At 40.2% G+C, this 21,515-nt stretch carries 16 protein-coding genes; 5 read left to right on the top strand and 11 right to left on the bottom strand.

Features of this window, described 5'->3' with window-relative positions; all coding sequences use genetic code 11:
• Positions 1-10: 10 nt before the first annotated feature.
• The 11 genes from pglZ to ACVCDT_RS02000 all read right to left on the bottom strand — a co-directional run bounded on the left by pglZ (position 11) and on the right by ACVCDT_RS02000 (position 17,511).
• Positions 11-2,068, bottom strand: a complete 2,058-nt coding sequence (pglZ, locus tag ACVCDT_RS02050) for a BREX-1 system phosphatase PglZ type B (protein ID WP_447131076.1) — start codon at positions 2,066-2,068, stop codon at positions 11-13.
• A gap of 25 nt (positions 2,069-2,093) precedes the next feature.
• Entirely contained in the window at positions 2,094-2,744 is a 651-nt protein-coding gene (locus ACVCDT_RS02045) for a retron system putative HNH endonuclease (protein ID WP_447131075.1), read from the bottom strand.
• Complete coding sequence (locus tag ACVCDT_RS02040; RefSeq protein ID WP_447131074.1) at positions 2,741-4,024, bottom strand: AAA family ATPase; 1,284 nt, start codon at positions 4,022-4,024, stop codon at positions 2,741-2,743. The genes ACVCDT_RS02045 and ACVCDT_RS02040 overlap by 4 nt, the downstream gene beginning before the upstream one ends.
• Positions 4,025-7,441 carry an Eco57I restriction-modification methylase domain-containing protein gene (locus tag ACVCDT_RS02035; protein ID WP_447131073.1) on the bottom strand — a complete coding sequence of 1,139 codons (3,417 nt, stop codon included), beginning with the start codon at positions 7,439-7,441 and terminating at the stop codon, positions 4,025-4,027.
• 1 nt (position 7,442) lies between these two features.
• The gene (locus ACVCDT_RS02030) at positions 7,443-10,787 is read right to left on the bottom strand and encodes an Eco57I restriction-modification methylase domain-containing protein (RefSeq protein WP_447131072.1); all 3,345 of its coding nucleotides are present in this window, start codon (positions 10,785-10,787) and stop codon (positions 7,443-7,445) included.
• Between the two features lie 23 nt (positions 10,788-10,810).
• On the bottom strand, positions 10,811-14,290 hold the full coding sequence (gene brxC / locus ACVCDT_RS02025) for a BREX system P-loop protein BrxC (protein ID WP_447131071.1): 3,480 nt from the start codon (positions 14,288-14,290) through the stop codon (positions 10,811-10,813).
• A 13-nt stretch (positions 14,291-14,303) separates the two neighbouring features.
• Entirely contained in the window at positions 14,304-14,849 is a 546-nt protein-coding gene (locus ACVCDT_RS02020; RefSeq protein ID WP_447131070.1) for a BREX protein BrxB domain-containing protein, read from the bottom strand.
• Complete coding sequence (locus ACVCDT_RS02015; RefSeq protein ID WP_447131069.1) at positions 14,850-15,632, bottom strand: hypothetical protein; 783 nt, start codon at positions 15,630-15,632, stop codon at positions 14,850-14,852.
• Positions 15,629-16,510 carry a WYL domain-containing protein gene (locus ACVCDT_RS02010; protein WP_447131068.1) on the bottom strand — a complete coding sequence of 294 codons (882 nt, stop codon included), beginning with the start codon at positions 16,508-16,510 and terminating at the stop codon, positions 15,629-15,631. The genes ACVCDT_RS02015 and ACVCDT_RS02010 overlap by 4 nt, the downstream gene beginning before the upstream one ends.
• Positions 16,511-16,612: 102 nt before the next feature.
• Positions 16,613-17,266, bottom strand: coding sequence for a hypothetical protein (locus tag ACVCDT_RS02005; RefSeq protein ID WP_447131067.1), 654 nt, complete (start codon positions 17,264-17,266; stop codon positions 16,613-16,615).
• 74 nt (positions 17,267-17,340) lie between these two features.
• Positions 17,341-17,511: a helix-turn-helix domain-containing protein gene (locus ACVCDT_RS02000; RefSeq protein WP_447131066.1), complete on the bottom strand. Its 171-nt coding sequence runs from the start codon at positions 17,509-17,511 to the stop codon at positions 17,341-17,343.
• A 156-nt stretch (positions 17,512-17,667) separates the two neighbouring features.
• On the opposite strand from ACVCDT_RS02000, the gene ACVCDT_RS01995 reads away from it, so the two are divergent.
• The 5 genes from ACVCDT_RS01995 to ACVCDT_RS01975 all read left to right on the top strand — a co-directional run bounded on the left by ACVCDT_RS01995 (position 17,668) and on the right by ACVCDT_RS01975 (position 21,445).
• Positions 17,668-17,901 (top strand): hypothetical protein, encoded by a 234-nt coding sequence (locus ACVCDT_RS01995; protein WP_447131065.1) that lies wholly within the window; start codon positions 17,668-17,670, stop codon positions 17,899-17,901.
• On the top strand, positions 17,894-19,075 hold the full coding sequence (locus tag ACVCDT_RS01990) for an Arm DNA-binding domain-containing protein (protein WP_447131064.1): 1,182 nt from the start codon (positions 17,894-17,896) through the stop codon (positions 19,073-19,075). The genes ACVCDT_RS01995 and ACVCDT_RS01990 overlap by 8 nt, the downstream gene beginning before the upstream one ends.
• A complete protein-coding gene (locus ACVCDT_RS01985) occupies positions 19,065-19,946 on the top strand; it encodes an HD domain-containing protein (RefSeq protein WP_447131063.1) in 882 nt (293 codons plus the stop codon). The genes ACVCDT_RS01990 and ACVCDT_RS01985 overlap by 11 nt, the downstream gene beginning before the upstream one ends.
• 36 nt (positions 19,947-19,982) lie before the next feature.
• On the top strand, positions 19,983-20,555 hold the full coding sequence (locus tag ACVCDT_RS01980; protein ID WP_447131062.1) for a DNA-binding protein: 573 nt from the start codon (positions 19,983-19,985) through the stop codon (positions 20,553-20,555).
• A gap of 80 nt (positions 20,556-20,635) precedes the next feature.
• A complete protein-coding gene (locus ACVCDT_RS01975; RefSeq protein ID WP_447131061.1) occupies positions 20,636-21,445 on the top strand; it encodes an HD domain-containing protein in 810 nt (269 codons plus the stop codon).
• Positions 21,446-21,515: the final 70 nt, after the last annotated feature.

Genomic DNA, 21,515 nt, shown 5'->3' with positions numbered 1-21,515 from the left:
TATTAGTTGATCATTTATGTTGAGTTGTAATGTTTATCACCGGCGTTAAGCACTCCTGCAAACTCAAGCCACCATGGTTGTAATAATCCCCGGCCACATAACCTGCAATACCAGGTGCCATAGCAACGGATACATTTTTGTTCCAATGCCAAGGTACCTTCAATTCGGCAGTCTCAATATTGTCTTTTAAAATGGCACAGCGAGCTAAACGTTTTTTAACGATGGTTTTAGAAATATTAGCCTCAGATAATTTATTAGGTACCCACAACCAACCGTGATCCGTAACTATCCGAATGTTCTGCCAGCCAGCTTTTAACAGGCCATCAACTCTAGCTACAACATCTTCTAATACCGCATCAATGTTAAGCGGCATCTTCATTTGTTGTTTATGCCCCATGTTATCTAAATCACCAGTTTGTACCCAAGCGTTTCCAGTAGGCTCCCCTGTTTCTAGTCCATCCAGGTATTGCCAGCCCTTATCAGCTAGTGATTTTTTCAAATGGTAAGAACTCAATTCAGAGCCTGAAGCAGAAAGCATTGGTGTAAAGTTATCATTTTCCTGTGCACCAGACAGTAAGTCGGCGATAGGCGTCACTGCTGCTTTAGCTGTGGCAGTTAGTGAAGGTAGAGCACACCAATTAGTTTTGAATATAGTAGTAGCTGAGAGTTTATCTAACTTTTGTTGTAATGTTTTACCTGTATCAAAACGAAGGCCATCAACAAAGAATACGACTTGGCTGTTAACACTATATTGAGCTGTTGACTCATTAACCTCACCAGGTATACCTGATTTGCCTGGGTAACCCTCAGCTCGAACCAAGTCCTGAAAGTTTAACGTTACTTGCTCTAACCAAGGTGTATAGATAACCGCTAGAATATCCGCAACGACTTGTTGTTGATTGATATCTTTTGCAACTGCCATAGCGTTAATTGCAGCTGCGTCAGCCTGCCAAAACCGTTCTTTATAAGTATTTGCCATGACCTCAACTGAAGGGCCAGTAAAAGCTATTTCAGTATGTTCAATCACTGCGGCTAATTGTTCTAGAATAGTTAACCAAGGGGACAGACCTAAGCCAAACCACAACCATGACTTTCTACCTGATTGTTGTTCAAATAGTTCTGACAACTGCTTTTTAATAACAGCCACGTCTTGCTTCGCGAAGCCTTTTAACTTATCAGCAACTTCATATTCATCTTTGATATTTTCAGCTAAATAGTGGCTTGCGTTAAACGCCAAACCATCCGGTTGAACTAGTTTTAACTTTTCGACTAACAAAGGTAGGTTGTGTGCTGTATCTTTAAAGCGTTGCCATACCGTTTGCCATTCACCTTCTGCTTCACATAATCTAAGTAATACTGAATCGATTTGCGCCTTTTCAGGGTCAAAACCAAAGTTATCCAAACAGGCTTGCTGAAAAATAGGCCATTTACTGTCCTTCCATAAAGTCTGTTTATCTTCTGGGTTATTTAACCAACCCAAAATATCTTTTGCAGGGTCATCCATTACAATATTAATGAAATCTTGGGCTTCTAGTTTTTTACCTTTCAAGGCTTCATCAGGCGTTTCTAATAAATCTGGTAATATCTTTAAAATGGCGGCTTGGGTCTTTTTGTCTTTCGCTACATCAAGCTCTAAACCAACACGTGGGTTCGTTAAAAAGGAGCCAACCGACCAATCTCTCCCTGCGGTGTTATAAGCCCACCAACAACCACGATATTGAAGCTCAGCAAGCGGTCTCAATTTATCAGGGCATTGCTCTATTGCTCGCAAATCTTTACGCCCTACCCCAGGCAAATATATGATTGGTGTTCGCCCTTTAGGTAATTCGCATTCTTCTAATACGCCAGCTATTGCACACTTAATCCAAATTGCAGGGCCCGTCCTTTCTTCAGGCTTATATTCGCCTAGCTCCACTAATTCAGGTAGGTATTGCTTGATTGACGGCATAGCAGACTGCCACTGACATTCAATATCTGTCCACAAAATAGCCGCAGGTGCTATTTGCACCGCTGAATTGTAATTAGCTGAGTTACGTAATTGTTCGGATAAGTAATCTATTAATTGCATAAGTTTTTTCTGTTAGCTTGTTTGGTCATAAGTTCGCGACGATATTTTGGGGCAATAGCTGTTTAATTTGTTGTTGGATTGCCAGGACAAAAGGCTGATAACGACCATTGACAAGTCGCCCAATTTTGCGAAATAGATTAATTAACTGTTCTTCAGTAGCTGTCTCAATAAAATACGCATCAAGTATACCCGCAATTTCAGCTTTACGTTTAGCCGCCAAACTAGCATCATTTAGTTTTAGTCGTTCAACCATCTGCGCAGCATTTTGAACCGTAGGTTCGACTAAACCGTTATATAGAAAATTAAAGCTACTTTCATGATTAGCAAGCGGAGATAATGTAAGAGCGTTATCAAACCAGTTTCCCTTGGCCATTCCGCAATGAAAAGGGCCTCTAGCTTCCTGATTTTTTAAACAAGATGCATGTAGGTTATTGTAATCTAGCTCCAATGCTTCAAACGTTTCTTGTGGCCTAAAATGCTCAATATGAAAGTCGTCGTCACCTATGTCTTTGTTGCAGTAACAGCAAATATAGCCTTGCTCAGCTAACAAACTGTTCCTAACTGCCCGCTTCTCGTTACCTTGTAGATTGTCAAAAGATGGCTTCCAATCATCATTTTCAAGCGCTTTCCAATCCAGCAGTTCTTGTGGCTCATTCCTTTTAGTTATCTGTTTCAATTATCCAGCCCCAACAAGGTTTTACGCTGAATAATTGCTTTTGCTCGCCTTAATTCATCTATATCACCGCATTTTGCCGTAAGGCGATTTAACAGCACTTTAGCCTCAGCTAAAATATCGTTTTCAATGTATTCAGCTAATTTTTCTAATTCTTGTTTTGTCTCTGGCTCTCTTTCATCTACACCTAAGTGTTGTTCCAGAATACTATTACTATCCATACCCAATGACTTTTCAGGGCGGTAAGCAACGACTTCGTTATCTACTCGTCTAAATAGCCACATATTCCGTGGCTCTACGTGGCCAATCATCTGGGGGCTATGAGTTGAGAAAATAAACTGAGTTTTTGGAAACGTACGACGAAAGTTTCCAATTAATTTGCGTTGCCATCCTGGGTGTAAATGAAGATCAATTTCATCAACAAGAACTATCGCTTTACCTTCAAGTGGATTTTTTAATTTTGGATTTGCAATAGCAAGCCTGCGCGCAATGTCTGCAATTAAAGCGATCAAGCACAATTCTCCATCAGAAAGTTGTTTTAACTTTAAGACCTCATGGTTTTTATGAATGACAAGCTCTTCTAATTTTTCGTCATATTTGAATTGGCTAAATTCGGGTAAAAATACGGTTATAGCTTTTTCAATAGCGTTTAACTGTGAGTCATTTGAAATAGAATCTTCGTTGTATTTCCTGTCTAAAAAACGCTGGCGATAGCCAAACCAATTAGACAATGAATTGAAATATACGCCGTCGATAGATACCGATTTTTCATAAGCTTCTAACGGTGCATAATTTATTTTTTGAATACTCTTCTCGTCTGACTTCGATTTCCCTCTGAATAGCCTATTTACACTGTAATAAGCAACTAACGGAACACTCGATTGGTAATCTTCTTTTTTTGCCTCATTATTCAACTTTATGCTTAAAGGCTTTAATACTGTGTTTAATGATGCAAGTTCAGAAGATTGATTCTTACCTGAACCATGATCTTTTGAAAAGCGGGTAATAGACCAAGTAAGAGGCTCTCCCTCAAATTGCATGTGCAGGCTAGCGTTCAAAACATCACTACCAGTTTTAATATCATCATTAGTCAGTTTTTTGCTTGCCCCAGGGGTACCTTTAATACGATTGGTAAAGGTTGAAAGCATAATCCCCATTGCTTCAAGCACAGAAGACTTGCCAACTCCATTAACGCCAACAAGTAAATTAATATGCTCATCAAACTTAAGTTCAACTTTACCTAAACCACGAAAGTTTTTAAGCTTAACTTCATCAATAAACATTTATTGTGCATCCCTTGCCGCTTTCTTTTCAGTTAGCGTTAAATGATGGTCGTTGATGCGGTCGCCTTGTTTGCCGCCGTATTCTAGGCCTAGCTCAAACCAAGGGGCGGATGCCACATCGGTGCCTCGGTCTTTTTTCCAGTGGATGTTGGGTTTAAAGCGCAGTACACCTGCTTCTTTTTTGCCCATATCTTTCGCTTTCATGAATGGACGGATGTTTAAGCGAACACCGTCGTTTAAGTCAGGATTCCAACCGATGGGTTGTTCAGCTAATGGCTTCCAACGTACAAAGATATCGAGCCCCTTCTCACCAACAAGTATCGCTTCTAGTGATTCTTTTAAATTACGGGCGGCGGATAAACGTAGTTCTGCACCTTCAACATTATCTTTCTCAAGTTGAACTTGGGTACTTATCCAATCATCTAGGTAGGTGTAAATTAAGCGCTCTAACCCTTTGCAATCTAGCATGTGGTAATTCACTAATGCTGAGAACCCGTCAGCCAAACCATCCCAAATATGCCATATGAAGGGCCGATGTTGGAATAGTTTACAATGTTGCTCGAAGAACTTATCACGTAGCCAAGTGCTTAGATTCGTGGATTTTACTGATTTAAGTAGATTGTTTAATACTGTTGCAGACCATTCATCACCGTAAGCGGCATGTAAAATGGCTTCTAATCTATCTACGGCTGGCTTTTCGCCACGAATAGCCGGAATACAAACAATGCCATCATCATCCACTAAGCCATCAAAGTCTTTGCATTTAGCTAATACTTCACGCATTTCAGGAGCTAGTTCCATTTCAGCATCAAGCTCTGCTGGCCAGCGATAACCTAATAAGCGTGCGACGGCAACTTGTAAAACGGTTTCGTCTTGGCGGAATTCACTACGAGCGGTAGCTTTTAATTTTTCATCCCAAATCACCGATGAACAAGGATGACCGTGGAAAACCCACTGGGTTGTGTCATTTGAGTATGGTTGAGGAAGGCCATGCGGGTAATTTTTCTTTGCAATATTGCTCCAGTACTCTATGTCAAAAGCAACTTTGATCAAGTTCTTATTCGTCACCTTCAGACTTTGATCCACTTTTCTAACTTCTGAATTGTATACATCAGATGAGCAAAAAGCCCAGATAGCCATAAGTTCATTTTCATTTTTTGGTATAACAGAGGAGCAATTACCATCAAATATATTACCTGTATAAAGGGTCCCTCGTAACTCCCCCATTTGAGTTATAGAGACACCCTTCTTATTCCAAGCTTCAGCACCTCTGTAGTGAATATTTTTCAATCTAAGCTTTTGAGCTTCTGCCATCTCTACTAATTGGCCTTTTCCATTCTCCCAAAATACAGCGTGAATTCTGCCGGAGTAATGACATGTATCCTTAACTGTAGATTGACCGTATTCCCATGAATCCAAATGGCACGGAACTTCCCACCAATACTTTCCGAAGCGGTTGAAATCACCTGTCCCTTGCCCCCAATAAGCATTAGAATATTGGTTTAATAGTAAGTTATTTTCTGAATCTTCGAGTGTGATTGTAGAGTCAGGATTATTTAATTGGCTAACTTGAGAGCATTTCTTAATTTGAATTTCTTTTAGAGAATAAGCTTTCTTTTCTGGTTTGTTTACTTGTTGAAGGTCAAATCCGATAATTTCATTATTACAATTTTCTTCATTACTTAAAGTTACACAAGCAATATTTACAATATTGCCAGGACCATCCTGGAAGCACTCTGCACCACCACCCAACTTTACAATCATATTAACGGTTTGCTCTTCCAGTAAGCGTTTCCTTTGGTGTTTATAATTATTTAAGAACATCCAATTTTGAGTCATAACTAGCTGGGATACTCCTCCCGACGATAACATCTGAAGTGCTCTATCTAAAAATACATTTGCAAGGTCCCCTTTTCCAGCAGGAAAGCACTCGTCACAGAACTTGCCTAGTACATCAGACATTTTATTCCTAACAAGGTATGGAACATTGGTCACGATCCAGCTAAATTTGCTAGATAATAACTCAGCACTTTTTACTAATCCTTTTGCATTGACCCTTGATTCAGAATCAATTGAGCTCTTATCAAGAGTATCGTTTAAGACAGACCAAGGTGTTTTTTGTGTTTCAGCAATATTTTTAGACGGGTTTATCAAACTACCTAAGGTTGGTGCATCTTTGAATGTTTTTTGCATCCATTTAACCGCATTTTGTAGCTCTACATCATCTTTCGCTAAATCTTTCCATTCCTTTTGGGCTTCACCGATCGATAAGCCTGAACAAGCGAGTTGCAACTCTGGCAAAGTGCGGTAACCACCTGCATCAGGATAACGCCAGGCTTCTAATGCTAATGCAAATGCAGCGAGTTCTACACAGCGCTGATCTAGCTCTAATCCATGGATATTTTCAGTTAGCACTTTATCAATGGCTTGTTTAGCAGTTAATGCTTCAAGCTGAATACGCATTGGTACTAGCATTAAGAACTTTGCCACTAAGAAGTGACCCGAGCCACAACATGGGTCGAGTGTTTTAAATTCACTTAGGCTTTCAGGCCATTTATCAAAATCTCCTGCGGCTGAAGACCAAGCCTTAGTTTCCTCATCTTGAACAAAACGTAAATATTCTAGTGGCACACCAGGGATTGCAGCTAAGTCTCTTAGTTCCTGCTCACTGCTTGCTGTTTGTAAATCATCTTGTGTTAAACGTCGTTTTGCCCACCAAGCGCCTAAGGCATTGTCGAGCAAAAAGCTCACCATATAAGGTTCGGTAAATAGCTGAGTAACAGCGCTTAGCTCGTTAGCACCAATTTTTACACCAGAATCATTTACCTGTTTTTTCTTTTTGTTTTGCCAAAACTGATAACACCAACCAAGAGCGTCTGAGGCTTGAAATGTATCGAGGTGTAGTGCCGCAATGAGCTCTTCTAAGTCATTCACATGGTTAATGGAAAGCTTTACTTCAAATACAGGTGAGTCGGCGCGGAATATTTGCGGTAGCATTTTTTCAGCCAAACGGCCTGCCAATTCCCAGCCATCTTTACAATCTTCTTCCTCCTCAGCCAGTTCAAAACACTCGTCCAAAGTGACGTGTGTACCAGGTTCGTACATCAACAAGTCGCTTTGCTCTAAAAAGCGAGCAAATAGCATTCGATGCCAATGTTCGTATGCCATTTCGTTAATGAGTAATTCGGTTTCTTGTTTGCCTGATTCTTTTGACAACGCATCACCTAGCTGGCGACCATGCGCACGTAAACGTGTTCTTAGTTTACGCTCAGTTTCACTTAAATAACTTGGCGCACTTGCCTCAGAAACCCCTAAACGAGTTAATGCTTCTGCTACAGCTACTTCAACAATGTCCCGGGCTTTTTCGACTGTCTTTTCAAGTTTGCCGCGTAATGTCTTTTCTAATGCTGTTCTCATATTAGCTTGCATCCCTTGCCGCTTTTTTCTCAGCTAAAGTTAGGTGATGGTCGTTGATGCGATCGCCTTGTTTGCCGCCGTGTTCTAGACCAAGGTCAAACCATGGGGCTGAGGCAACATCGGTGCCCCGGTCTTTTTTCCAGTGGATGTTGGGTTTAAAACGCAGTACACCTGCTTCTTTTTTACCAACGTCTTTGGCTTGCATAAATGGACGAATGTTTAAGCGAACACCATCGTTTAAGTCGGGGTTCCAACCTATGGGTTGTTCTGCTAATGACTTCCAACGAACAAAGATATCAAGCCCCTTTTCACCAACAAGAATCGCTTCTAGTGACTCTTTCAAATTACGGGCGGCGGATAAACGTAGTTCAGCGCCTTCAACGCCATCTTTTTCAAGTTGTATTTGGGTACTGATCCAATCATCAAGGTAGGTGTAAATTAAGCGCTCTAACCCTTTGTAATCAAGCGTATGATAATTAACTAATGCTGAGAATCCGTCAGCCAAACCATCCCAAATATGCCAAATGAAGGGGCGATGTTGGAATAACTTGCAATGTTGTTCAAAGAATTTATCACGTAGCCAAGTGTTTAGATTCGTGGATTTTACTGATTTGAGTAGGTTGTTTAATACCGTTGCAGACCACTCATCACCATAGGCTGTATGTAAAATTGCCTCTAACCTGTCAACAGCGGGTTTTTCACCACGAATCGCAGGAATACAAACAATACCATCATCATCAGCTAAACCATCAAAGTCTTTGCAGTTCGCCAATACTTCACGCATTTCTGGCGCTAATTCCATTGCAGCATCAAGCTCTGCTGGCCAGCGATAACCTAATAAACGGGCAATGGCGACTTGTAATACAGTATCGTCTAAACGTAATGCGCCAATAGCCGTTGTTTTAGTTTCTTCATTCCAGATAACTGAGGAACAAGGGTGACCATGGAAGATCCATTGAGTTGGGTCATCAGAATATGCCTTTGGTAAACCATTCGGGTATCTATTCTTAGCTATCTTTTCCCATCTGCTTTTATCAAATGGAATTTTACCTAAGTAGCCATTATCAATACTTAAAGATTGATTTAGGTTTTTTGCAGTTTCTTTAAATTCTGCTGATGATATATAGCACCAAATAGCTTCATGATTAGATTTATGATCTGGAATAACAACAGGGCAAGTATTGGCATAGAAATGACCACTATAAATACAGGAGTTTAAGCTGCTTACTCTTGCTATTCCAATGCCTTGCTTCTTCCAAGCGTCTTTCCCCCTTAAAGCACCTAAAGTGATTTTTCCCGAAGTTACATATTTAGAGACAATGAAGTCCTTTCCTCCAAAATGCATGGTATTTCTCGGTGTAGATTGGAAAAATTCGTACTGACTAAATGAATTCATCTCAAAGAAATTAAATAGGAATCGAGGGTTATCACCTGAAGAGAGGCCCTGAAAACAACCAGAGTGTGAATTTAATGTTTCACTAAAATTTACGTTTCCGATAGAGATGATGTGGTCAGGGTTTTCGTAATAAGTATTCTGATTAGTGTTTTTTACTGTATCTTCACGAAGAAGCTTAGCTTTTTCAGCAATGCCTTTTCCTTCGTTTGCATCTATAATGCTTAGGTTGTAATTATTCCTGAATGAATCTTTATATAGCGTTAGCAATATTACGTTTACGACTTCACCTGTTATTGTTTCAAACGCCCTAGTTCCTAGTCTTGCCAAATTCATCCATGTTGTTGTTTTTAAAAGTTCTTCACGTTGGTATATATAACCCTTTAAATATAGCCAGTTTTGCGGCATTACAACCTGTGTATATCCATTAGGTGCGGTTAGCTCAATACACCTATCAAGAAAAACATTAGCCAATTCATTTTTGGATTTTGGATAGTTAGTATCGATATATGAAACTAATTCAGGACACAAGGTATTTCGAGTTCTGTATGGAACATTTGTTACAACAAACTCAAACTTTTTCATTAGTATGCTTAAAGCTTTAGTCAATCCTTTTGCAAGTGCTCGATATTCAGTTTGATTTTCTTCATCTACAAATGGGAGAAAATCTTCAAGGTCAGCTCGGCTTAAAATAGTTTTTGGATTAGAAAGAGAGCCTAGTAATCTAGTAGAGTCTATAAAACTCATTAGAGCATTACTAACTTTTACTTTTTCACTATTCATTTCCCGCAATAACTGCGCAGTTTGACTCACACAGGCTATGTTCAAGCTAGGTAAATTTCGATAGCCACCAGCATCAGGATAACGCCACGCCTCAAGCGCTAAGGCAAAAGCAGCCAATTCAACACATCGTTGGTCTAGCTCTAAACCATGAATATTTTCTGATATGACTTTATCAATCGCTTGTTTAGCGCTTAATCCCTCTAGCTCCATACGTATAGGAACTAACATTAGGAATTTGGCCACTAAAAAGTGACCCGAACCGCAACAAGGATCTAGTGTCTTCAGTTCACTTAAATCTTCTGGCCATTTGTCAAAATCACCAGCAGCATTGGACCAAGTTTTTGACTCTTCATCTTGAACAAAACGAAGGTACTCTAATGGTACACCGGGAATAGCAGCTAGTTCTCTTAGTTCTTGTTCGCTAGTTGCTGTTTGTAAATCATCTTGTGTTAAACGACGTTTTGCCCACCAAGCGCCTAAGGCATTGTCGAGCAAAAAGCTCACCATATAAGGTTCGGTAAATAGCTGAGTAACAGCGCTTAGCTCGTTAGCACCAATTTTTACACCAGAATCATTTACCTGTTTTTTCTTTTTGTTTTGCCAAAACTGATAACACCAACCAAGAGCGTCTGAGGCTTGAAATGTATCGAGGTGTAGTGCCGCAATGAGCTCTTCTAAGTCATTCACATGGTTAATGGAAAGCTTTACTTCAAATACAGGTGAGTCGGCGCGGAATATTTGCGGTAGCATTTTTTCAGCCAAACGGCCTGCCAATTCCCAGCCATCTTTACAATCTTCTTCCTCCTCAGCCAGTTCAAAACACTCGTCCAAAGTGACGTGTGTACCAGGTTCGTACATTAGTAAATCACTTTGCTCTAAGAATCGGGCAAATAGCATTCGATGCCAATGTTCGTATGCCATTTCGTTAATGAGTAATTCGGTTTCTTGTTTGCCTGATTCTTTAGACAACACATCACCTAACTGGCGACCATGAGCACGCAAACGCGTTCTTAATTTACGCTCTGTTTCACTTAAATAACCTGGGGCGCTTGCCTCAGCAACACCTAAACGAGTTAATGCTTCTGCTACGGCGACTTCAACAATGTCACGGGCTTTCTCTACCGTTTTCTCTAGCTTGCTGCGTAATGACTTTTCTAATGCTGCTCTCATTTATTTTTATTCCCTAAAACTTTTTAGCTAGGCACTACGGGACCATTGGCCAGTTCAGCTCTAATTTGTGCTTCTATTATGGATAGCCAGCTTTGTAGTTCTTGTTCTGTGTTAATAACAGGCTTATTCAAGCGACAATATTTGGCCTTAGGCGTTAGCTCGCTAATCGCGTCTTTTAAGGCTGCGTCAAAACGGCCAGGTAATGCAGAAATACGATCGCTCCATTGTTCAAAGCTGGTTTCTTCAAGCGCATCGTAAACCGCGGCGGCTGAGGATAAATCGACAACAGGAATATGAGAAAGGCTGCGCTTTTCTAATAAGGCCTGTTTTTTTGCTTCGTCTAATTTCGCCCAGTTTGAGTCGTCAATTAAGTCGCGCTGACAAGCGTTAAATTCCGCTTCATATTCTGATAGTTTGGCGGTAATAGCATCACGTAGTGCCGATTCAGCCTGTTGAAGAAGGGGAGTAACCGGGTTAGGTTGAGCTAATAAACTACGGTTTTGAACTATGGGGTCGATTTGCTGTTTTAGCTTGTCGTAAACAGCTAAATCTTTGCAATAATTTATAGCGCTGTTTAGCTCATGCCATTGACTCATTCTAGCTTTAACTAGGTCAGCTTGGTCTTGCCATAATGTAAATTGGTTTTGAATGTCATCCTTTGAATCAAAGGCTTGTTGTAACTGATCGTTACCCGAATACATTTCAAGGTTAGTTAGAATATTGGTATTAGGGGCTAGTGGTAATGGTGCTTCACCACCTGCACTTCTAGCGACCTGTTTTGCGTTAGTTATGGCTAAAGGTAATTTGCTGTGTTCTTCACCTGTTCCACAATTTTGTCCTTCGGGTAACAAAGTGTTAATTAAACTGCGCACTTTAATGATTTGTACTTTTGATAGTGTCACGTTTTCGGGTCGGAATTTGGTTTGTGTGACTGACGATCTGTCCAAGCTTTTAGCGTCTACTGCTTTTTCTTGTCCATCTGAGGCTTTTAATACACCTGCGGCTAGCATGGCAAATAACGCACCTTCGATAGTGTCTTTGCCCCAGCCGTAAGGTGCATCTTTAAAGTTGTCGATTATTTCACGACCCGTTTTCATAACGCCTATATAACGTTTAACTTCAGCACACACTGGGTGCTTGTCAGCGTCATCATTGTGGTCAATAGCTTCGAGGGCGTTAGCATCTGCCTGTGTACTGGCACGTTGAAATACTTTTGCCCAACCTTTGTTATCGGCCATTTTGAATTTGCTAAATAAACGCTGACAGGCTAATTCACCCGCATTTTGAATTTGTTCGGCTAGGGATTCACCTTCAATTTCTTGGCCGCCAGCAAGCTTAACTTGGATTTGGTCAAATATATCCTTAAGTATCGCCTTTTTAGCCCTATCAGCTTCCTTATATCGATATTCCATCGCTGCATGAGCTTCTTTACCAGCTTCTGTTTTAGGCGTTGGACGAACATCTATTGTGCTTTCAGCAGCTTTTAACTCGATGATCGATTTACGTAGCTCGTCTTGGTGTGATGTTGGCACATATATATAAATTGTAGCTGAGTCAGGATCAGCACCGCGAGCAAGGTCATTAAATTGCTTTTCTGGGACACCAGGTGCCCAAGCATATAATTTCTTATCAGCATCATTTGGTAATTCTCCATTAAACTCGATATTCACAGTACGAGGGACTGCAGAAACACCTTGAATAACTCTACATCGTGCTATTTGTTTACGAATATGTTGTTCAATTTCTTTTGAACGATAGTACTCAATATTTTGTGGATTACTTTTTAACTCGCTTATTTGTTGACGGTACATGTCGTACCATTGCTGGCTTTCAATTGTTTGTAAACGATACTCTTCACCTATTTTAGTTTGCATAGTCATAATATGACCAACAGCGACTAGCTTAGATAGCAATTTAGGTACCTTAGCGCGAAGTTCATGTTTACCTTCAAGTAAGTTTTCAAGTAACAAATCAGACAAGGTATCTGCAGTGGCGGCTATGCCGTATTCAATATCTGTTGGCAATTTACTAATAAGTAAAATAAGTGCCAGAATACGTGCTTGCAGTTTTTGGTCGGCATCACCACCTTTTAAGTGACTAATGGTTTCGTAAATATCCTTACCAATTGCTCCACTATTTAGTAACTTAGTGGAGATTTGATCATAAATGTAATCGGCTGGCACCACATAACCAAGTGGATATTCGGCCGTCACTTTGGTTGCTTCATGTACTACTCGTAGTTGGTTTCTTAATTGCGACCCCGTACCAGTTTTATCTAATGCTGGTAGTACTCGCTCCCAGAAGCGCCGCCTAACTGGCAGAAGTGGATAATCAGCAACCATCCATTTTTCATCATCTTTATTATGTTCAATAATGCTACCGCGTAGATGCTTAGATATTTCACCCAACTCACTATCAATTACATTTTGAATTTGAGGACGTGCCGACTCCTTCTTTTGAAGAATAACTTTACGAATAACTGAGTCAACATCGGTATCTTCAAGCTGCACAGGTACTTGAAAACGCCCCATTAAGCGGTGTAAATTGGCCATACCTGAAAGTGCACTTTGGCCTGTGGCAACAAAGAGTAATTTTGAATTTAAACGGCCATTACTACTGCAGGTTTCAACCACTTCTTGTACGTCAAAGGCTTTTTTAACATCATCACCTATGTACTGTTGGACCTCATCCAAAATAACAAGTGTTAGCGGGAGTTCACCGTTTACGGCCAGCGTATCCATGATTGCTGTCACCATTTCATCATTAGTTACGTCATCAACTATTTTGAATTGAGCGCGCAACATATCGCGCACTTCTTTTGCATCACGAGCAAGGTCAGGTAAAGCTTTTAATATGGCATTGCCCATGATAGGAGAAACATGTAGGCGCATTAATTCATGGATCCATGGATCGCGTCCTTCTTTGGCCTTGGAATTCTCAGTAATATACCCTTGTACTTGCTCTAAAATTCCCTCTTCTTTTAGCCACATAACAAAACGAGCTAAATAATATTGTTCGGGTAAACCTGCTGATTTAAAGATAATTCCTAAGAATGCTAATCGGACTTGTTCATCTGCACCAGAACCTAAAGTTCCAGATGCTGCATGCACGCCTTGGTGCTGTTCAGCAAGTCTAGATAGCTCATCTAGCTGAGCTGAAATGTTACTAGGTAATTCCACTAGACTGCGTGCAGTATTGCCGTCATTTAAGGTTTGATTAGTCCATAGAGCGCGTAACATTTTAGCTAAATGTGATTTACCTGATCCAAAGAAGCCACTTATCCACACACCAGGTTGCTCACCATCGCATTTTACATTCTGAAGATAAGCATTTAGTATTTTTTCCATACCGGCGGCATAAGCGCCATCACAAACGAAGGTTCGTAATTCGTACTCAAGGGTTTCAAGTGCGGCCTTAGATAAGTCATCTTTAACTTGGGCAACACCATTGTTGGCTAAGCGGCTAGTGATTGGATCATTTAAATAAACTTCACGATTTAACATTTATTGCTATTCCTTATGACATTGCGGTGATGGCAGTGGCGTGGTATCCCCACCCATCCTTGGCATCTAAAAGTTTGTAATTATTGTTTTGGTGTTCACCAGGAAAGAAAACGACAACACGCCCTTTTACTTCTTTGGCAATTTCTTCTACCAAACCAGATACAGACGCAAATCCAAATAATGCTCCGCAACCTAGTAAAGCAACCACACCATTTTCATCATGGTTTTCTAAAAACTGTGATTTTAAGTTTTCGATAAGTTCATCTGAAAAGTCTTCGTAAAGCCCTTTTAAGTATTCAGGGTCTTCAAAATAAGTTTCTTTATAGTCTTGATCATTCATCCAATGTTCAAAACCATCGGTGAGATCAAGTTGCAGCCATGGGTGGCCACTTTGAGTAGCACTTGCCTCAAACTCACCAATTCTCGCCCTAAGCTTTAATTCGTCTTCTTTATTGTAAACAACAAAAATAGTGCGTTCGTCCGCAGATACGGCTTTAGGCCAGGGAATACTAATATGGCTGTCAAAGCTTTGTAATAATTTAGATAATCGGTCTGACATTTAGCCTTGCTCCTTTGACGAGTTCATTTTAGGCAATTCTATATTTGGGAAGGTGACTTCAATGACTTCACTTATTTGCTTGAAATTGATCAACCCGCGCAACGAAGCTCTATGTGCTAACTCAAACAAGTGTTCTTTATCTTGAGATAACATTTGGCACCAAAAACTATCGAACATGCGTTGCCCAGATAAACCATGACAATGAGCTAAAAATAACGCATAGGCAATATTCACATAAGTAGCTTTAGGCTGAGTCCGGTACTTTTTAACTTTACCTTCAAGGTAATTAGCTTGCGTCCAGGTGCCGTTAATATTCTGTGCGAATGATTTGAGTGAAGCTGGGCTGAAACGGTCTGGATCATCATGTGCTAAGTGTTGCTCAACTATCTCACGAGGTAAATGTTCACCAAGCTGTAAAGGCAAAATGACGTTAGCAGAATTTCTAAGAATGGGATCACGAGCTACGGCTAATTGTAATGCCAAAATAGGCTGTGCTTCTTCAGATAACTCCCACCATTGACGGAATATATTAAACAACGGAATATCCATAGACATTCCATATAAATCGACCAAATGCCTAAAGGTTAAAGTGCGTGATTTTTCAGTAGGCTTATGTAATATATTGAAATTAACAATATCATCTTCATAACCTTGCTTAGTCGCATTTTCATCACAAGCAAAAAGCAATTCTTTGAGCTCTTTTATCATCATGCTTCTGGCAGAATGCGCCCCATTTCTGCCAAATTTAAAACCATATGACGTTAATTGTTGTTCTGTAATCACTTATTTGTTTCCTGAAAACCTGGGGCTATCGCCATATTTGCAACACCTAATAAAGAGTGGTGGTTTTTCAACCACAACAGATATTCGCCGCTTTTAAGGCTTGCATTTTGAGTACAGTCAACATTCCAACGTCTTAACAAATAACCTACTAGTGCCACTCTAACTTCCAAATTTAAAACGCCATCACACATTCCGTAATCCATTTCAATTGCAGTTGGGAATTGCACGTTTTTAGGATGAGGGACTATTTGCAGGTGTGTATTACGCATCCATTCGTAGTCCTCTTGTTGTAGCTCTTTTGGCGCGGGCTGCTGCTCAAGAATTGTAACTTTGGCAATGCGAGTTAAAACGAAATCTCTGAATGACTTTGTTTTACGATCATAAGCTCTTAAATGCCATCGCTGTCCATTATCCACAATATTATGGGGAACAAGTATTCTACTAGCTGATCCATTGCTTAAAGAGGTATAAATTACACTGACCGGCTTTTTCTTAAGTATTGCCTGAACCAGGCGAGCTACAATTAAAATATCAGGCACATTAAGTTGGCAAAGAGATTCTACCGGAAACTGAATATCGCCAATTCCATCGAACCCATCGCTAATATCATTGGCTAATTTGGTTAACGTTTTTCGAGTGTCGTGTTCAAACAGTGGCTTAAAGACAGATGTTTGCAGATAACGTTTTTCAATTGGGCTATAGGTTAAATTCTTAGGGGCTAATTCTTTGTATAAGGCGAAATCTCGGCTACCCGCAGACAAACCAACTTCAAATCGATTGATAACATCATTTCGATAAATTTCACCTTTGAACAATAAGCAAAAGTCTATATAAGCAAGGCGTTGTTTTTGAGAATAACTGATTGTTTCTAGGGTCATCCTTGCTCTTTTATATTTAATGCGGCTGCATAATATGGTTTATTTTAAAACGGTTGTAAAGTGGTTGCTAGATTCTTTTAAAATTTTTCAAGATTGGTTAATTTATTTCACCAATCTCATAACACTGCTGTTGCTTTTTTTGTTCTTTGTTAGTGTCCAACTAAGGAAATATCCGCTTCCCTTTGAGTAGGACTTTAGAGACTGGTAACGGATTGATTTTATTTGGTCTGGTGAATGTGAATTTCTTTTTAAAAAAAGTAATGCAGAGGTAGAGCTAGAAGGTAATTTATTTTGGGCCTTTAATGATTCATAAAACTCCAGGAGACGAGTTCCTTTCTTTATATTGAATGAATTGTTAGGGCCTTTTGAGTATTTCAATCTAAACCCCACTAATGGGCAGTTGGTATTAATTTCTGTGATCAATACCTGAATGTTGCTTTCTAAAGTTAGCTTCAGAGTGGGTTGGGTGTGTATAAAAAAGACATTACCGTTAGCTCTGTGACTTTCGACTACATTCTTAACATCACTTAAAGTGGTTTGAACACTTCCATGATAAAAGTGACTCACCTTGGTAGAGTTCCATGCAGCTCTATTACGATGCCAGTAATATAAAACGCAATAACTCGCCTCTTCAATTCTCAGCTCTTTTAAAGGCACTTCTATAATTTTTTCGTTATCTACCTTTGCGAAAGTCATACCTAAACTTTCTAGATTTGGTAGTGGCTTTAACATCAATATAAATTCCTTTTTACTCAATAAAAGCTCTAATCATATTGATTGGATTTATACACTTTTAAAGTAATTCAGATCCATAATATAAACCTATTGGATTAAATCTTCTCAAGAAGCTCACCAACCGAACAATCAAAATATTCACACAGTTTATCAATCACTTCAAAATCAAGTCTAATTGCTGTTTCTTGATACAGTCTCGCAATAGTTCCACGATTAATTCCAGTATCTCTAGCAACATCAGCAATTTTTAATTTTCTTTCTCCCATCAACCGGGATACATGACATCTAATCATCTCTAATAACACCAAATAATCTACAGGAGGTTAAAAAGGCTTGCAAAAAGCCTTTTTGTGCGTATTATGTTCTGCAGGAGAGCATAATAACGCGCTCCGAGTTTTTCATTCTACAAGAGGCGAACAACTATGTCACAAGAATATTTAACTACGGCCGAACTTTCCAAAATGATTAAGTACGACTGCCGCACTATTCGTGAGCGGTTGAAAGATTCTGTTTTATTAGAAGGGGTGCATTACATTCGCCCATTTGGCGGTAGAAAGATTCTTTATGATTGGGAGATTATAAAACGCGATATGCGAAAGTTTTCTCGCCACGCCATGGCCATTCCAATGACCAGTGGAGGTGTTAGTCATGGCTAGTGTCAATGTTCGTAAAGATACCGGAAAACTCTATTTTGATTTTAATTATCGAAATATGCGCTGTCGCGAGCAGACTGATTTAAAGGACACTCCGGTAAACCGTAAACGTATGCTAGCAGCTCTAGAACGAATTCAAGCATCCATTTTGTTGGGGCAATTTGATTATGCGGAAACGTTTCCAACTAGTTCAATGTTGAAAAAAATCAATGCTACGCAAAAGGCGCTAGTGAGCGCTGAAGGTTGCGTGCCTAGCTTCGAAGAGCTTGCTAAGCTTTGGTTAAATGAAAGCAAAGTGCAATGGCGTGAAACGTATTCAATCGCTGTGTTTCATATCGTACAGGAACGCATTATCCCGTTCTTTAAGGGGATTCAGGTCGACCAAATTAAGAAGCAGCAAATCTTAGCGTTTCGAACTTCAGTGTGTGAGATTAAGAAAAAGAATGGTGCTCCTTTATCACCTTCAACGGTTAATCGACATATGAAGATACTACGGGCAATTTTGCTTGAGGCCTCTGACCGATATAGTTTCACTTCACCTTTCGGAAACATCAAGCCACTCAAGGTACCAAAGACTGATATCAAGCCATTCACGCCAGACGAGATAGCTCTATTTCTAGATAACTGCCGCGAAGACTTTTACGAATACTTCCTAATTCGTGTATTTACAGGAATGCGGACAAGCGAAGTTGACGGTCTGAAGTGGAAATATGTCGATTTCGAAAATCGGCGGTTATTAATTCGTGAAACGATAGTAAAAGGAGAAATTAGCTACACTAAAAATGATTTCAGCCAACGTGAAATTCAAATGAGCCAACCTGTCTTTGATGCCTTTGTCGCAATGAAAGCTCGCACTGGTAGCTATGAATATGTCTTTGTGAATAATGCCGGCCAACCTTTAAAGCATGACAATGTTACAAAGAGGGTATGGTATCCACTACTAAAGTTAGTGGGACTTGAGCAACGAAATCCATACCAACTCAGACACACAGCCGCAACATTGTGGTTGGGGGCGGGCGAAAACGTTGAATGGATAGCAAATCAAATGGGGCACTCAAACACCGAAATGTTGTTTCGTGTCTATTCCCGTTATGTGCCTAATTTAACTCGTCGTGACGGTTCAGAAGCCAACCGTTTGTTTTCAAAAGTTGTTGGAGGCGCTAAGAATGATAGTTAATAACTATGCACATTATTCGCAGCCTCTTTTAGCTGACACATTCAATCATCACCGCTTTAAGGGGAGTTATTACCTGATTGGGTTTGTTGCCAAAATAGATAAAAATGGTCAGCAGTTTTGGGAGATAACCCTTTCTGACGCTACTGGGTTACTAAAGATTTACTGCCGTGATCAATCATGCATAGTCGAAAAAATAAAACCTCAATCTTTAGTCGATGTTGAGGCATGCGCAGACAACCGAGGTAAGGTTCCTTATTTCCGCTGTAAATTTATTCAAGCAAGCACACTGGACTTGAGTAGACCAAGGGCAATCTCTCAGTTACCGATGACCCTGTGCGAAAAGCCTGAAGCATTAATTGCCTTACTTCAGCTAATAGACTCAATTAGTCAGCCACTATTAGTTGAGTTCGTTACAAACGTGCTAACTCAGCCACATATTGGACTGCAGTTTATTCGATGTCCTGCCAGCGCTAACCATCATCACAACTATGTTAGTGGACTTTTAGACCATTCAGTTGAGGTTGCATCTAAGTTATCTGTTGAATTAGAAAATAACCATCAAGAGCGTGATCTGGCGATAGTAGCAGCTCTTTTTCATGATATTGGTAAGACGCAGACTTTTACTCCTTGCGGGCAACGAACAGCGATAGGTTATGTAGTTGATCATAATGATCTCACTCTTGAGATTTGTGCCCCTGCGTTAAAAATTCTAAATACTAAGCATGCCGTTCTTGCCAACAAATTAAGACATGCATGGACCTGTGCATCCGAAGGCAGCCGTTACGGCTACAAAGCAAAAACACTAACCGCTAGATTGTTAAAGCGCTTTGATCGTCAAAGTGCTGTCAGCGCCATTAATGCAACTAATTAAATTAAAGTAATTAACGCTATTTAAGGAGTGAAAAAAATGGCAAGACATCCAGAAGTGAAAGAGAAAGAGATTATTGAGGCGGCATTGGCTCTGCAGAACAAAGGTAAAATACCAAACCCAGGTGCAATAAGAGCAAAACTAGGGTTCAGAGGGGGATTAGTTCGCATTCGTGATGTTTGGGCAAAGCATCAGGCGAAACAAGTTGGCGGCGTTGGTGGTTGTGGTGATGACGCTAAACTCTCCTTGGGAGACTTACCAAGTGAGATTGCGGATGCCATAACTGCGCTGATTCTTCAGCAGAAGGAACAACTCGAACAAATCGCTATAGCCAGCTATCAGCGTAGCCAAATCTTATTTGAGCGACGATTAGACGAATGCGTGGTCAAGCATGATCTCGATATTGAGTTCTATCGCGATTACGAATTAAACGCAGATGAGTCAATCAGCAAATTAGAGGCAGAGTTAAAAGAAATGCAAGTCGAGTTAAAAGGGCTAGCTGACCAAAACGCCACTTTGCTTATCAGCAACGCCAAGATGTCCGGTCAGCTTCTGGTGTTTGAAAAAGCACTCCCAAAAGTAAAGCCAGAATCGGCTACCTTCACTTCATGAGTTTGCAGCAGTGGTGTTAGTTGATGCATCACCGCATACATTTTGCATCTACTTTAAACCAATAAACTAAAAGGATTAAGATGAATACACTAATCGCTAAGGCACTGGATATGGCAAGCAAAGGTCATGCATTGCAAAAACGCAAATATGATGGAACGCCTTATATATTGCACTTGATGGAAGTTAGCTCATTGCTAACAATGGCTAAGTCAGATGAGGAGACTTTGGTAGCAGGTCTTCTGCACGATGCCCTTGAGGATACTAAGATCACGAAGCAGCAGATAAAAGACATATTTGGGCAAAAAGTGGAAAATATGGTCACCTGGTTGAGTGACGATAAAAGCCTAACCATAGACGCACGCCACGCTATTACCTTGCACAAGATGGCAATGGCCGATGCTAATGTTGTGAATATAAAAATCTCGGACCTGATTAGTAACATGTGTTCTATCCCTCTCGACTGGGATGAGTTAAAACGCTCAGAGTACTTAGAGCGATGCAAAAACATCCTGGACATCATCTCATGTAATCCTTCAACAGGATCAGCAGAACTTAAAAGCTTAGCGAATTTTGTCTTTATTTTGCAGACCAAGGATGTCCCAGTTTATGATCAATTATGTAACTGGGCACTAGCAGGTAAGCTGTATTGGTCAGTGACCAAGCGCGGCTTCTTGCATTTATCCAACGTTAAAACGGCTATACATGAAGGCACCAGAGTTGAATCAAACTTGGATAAACTATTTGAATTAGGCCTAATGCATCGACTAGCGTTAACAAGCTGTGAACCCATCTCAATTAGGGAAACTAGCTTTTTCGATGGTGGGATGACTGTCATACAAAACAAGCATGCTTTTGTGCATTCGGCTTGTTTTAGAGTGCGGCTGAAGTAGTTGGCGTATTTCTAATATGTATCACAGAGCCGAACTTGTAGTTCGGTTTTTTTAGAACACCATGAGATAA

The sequence above is a fragment of the Paraglaciecola aestuariivivens genome, assembly GCF_052983255.1.
Note: the sequence above shows the minus strand (reverse complement) of the source record. Positions and strands in the feature narration are given on the sequence as shown.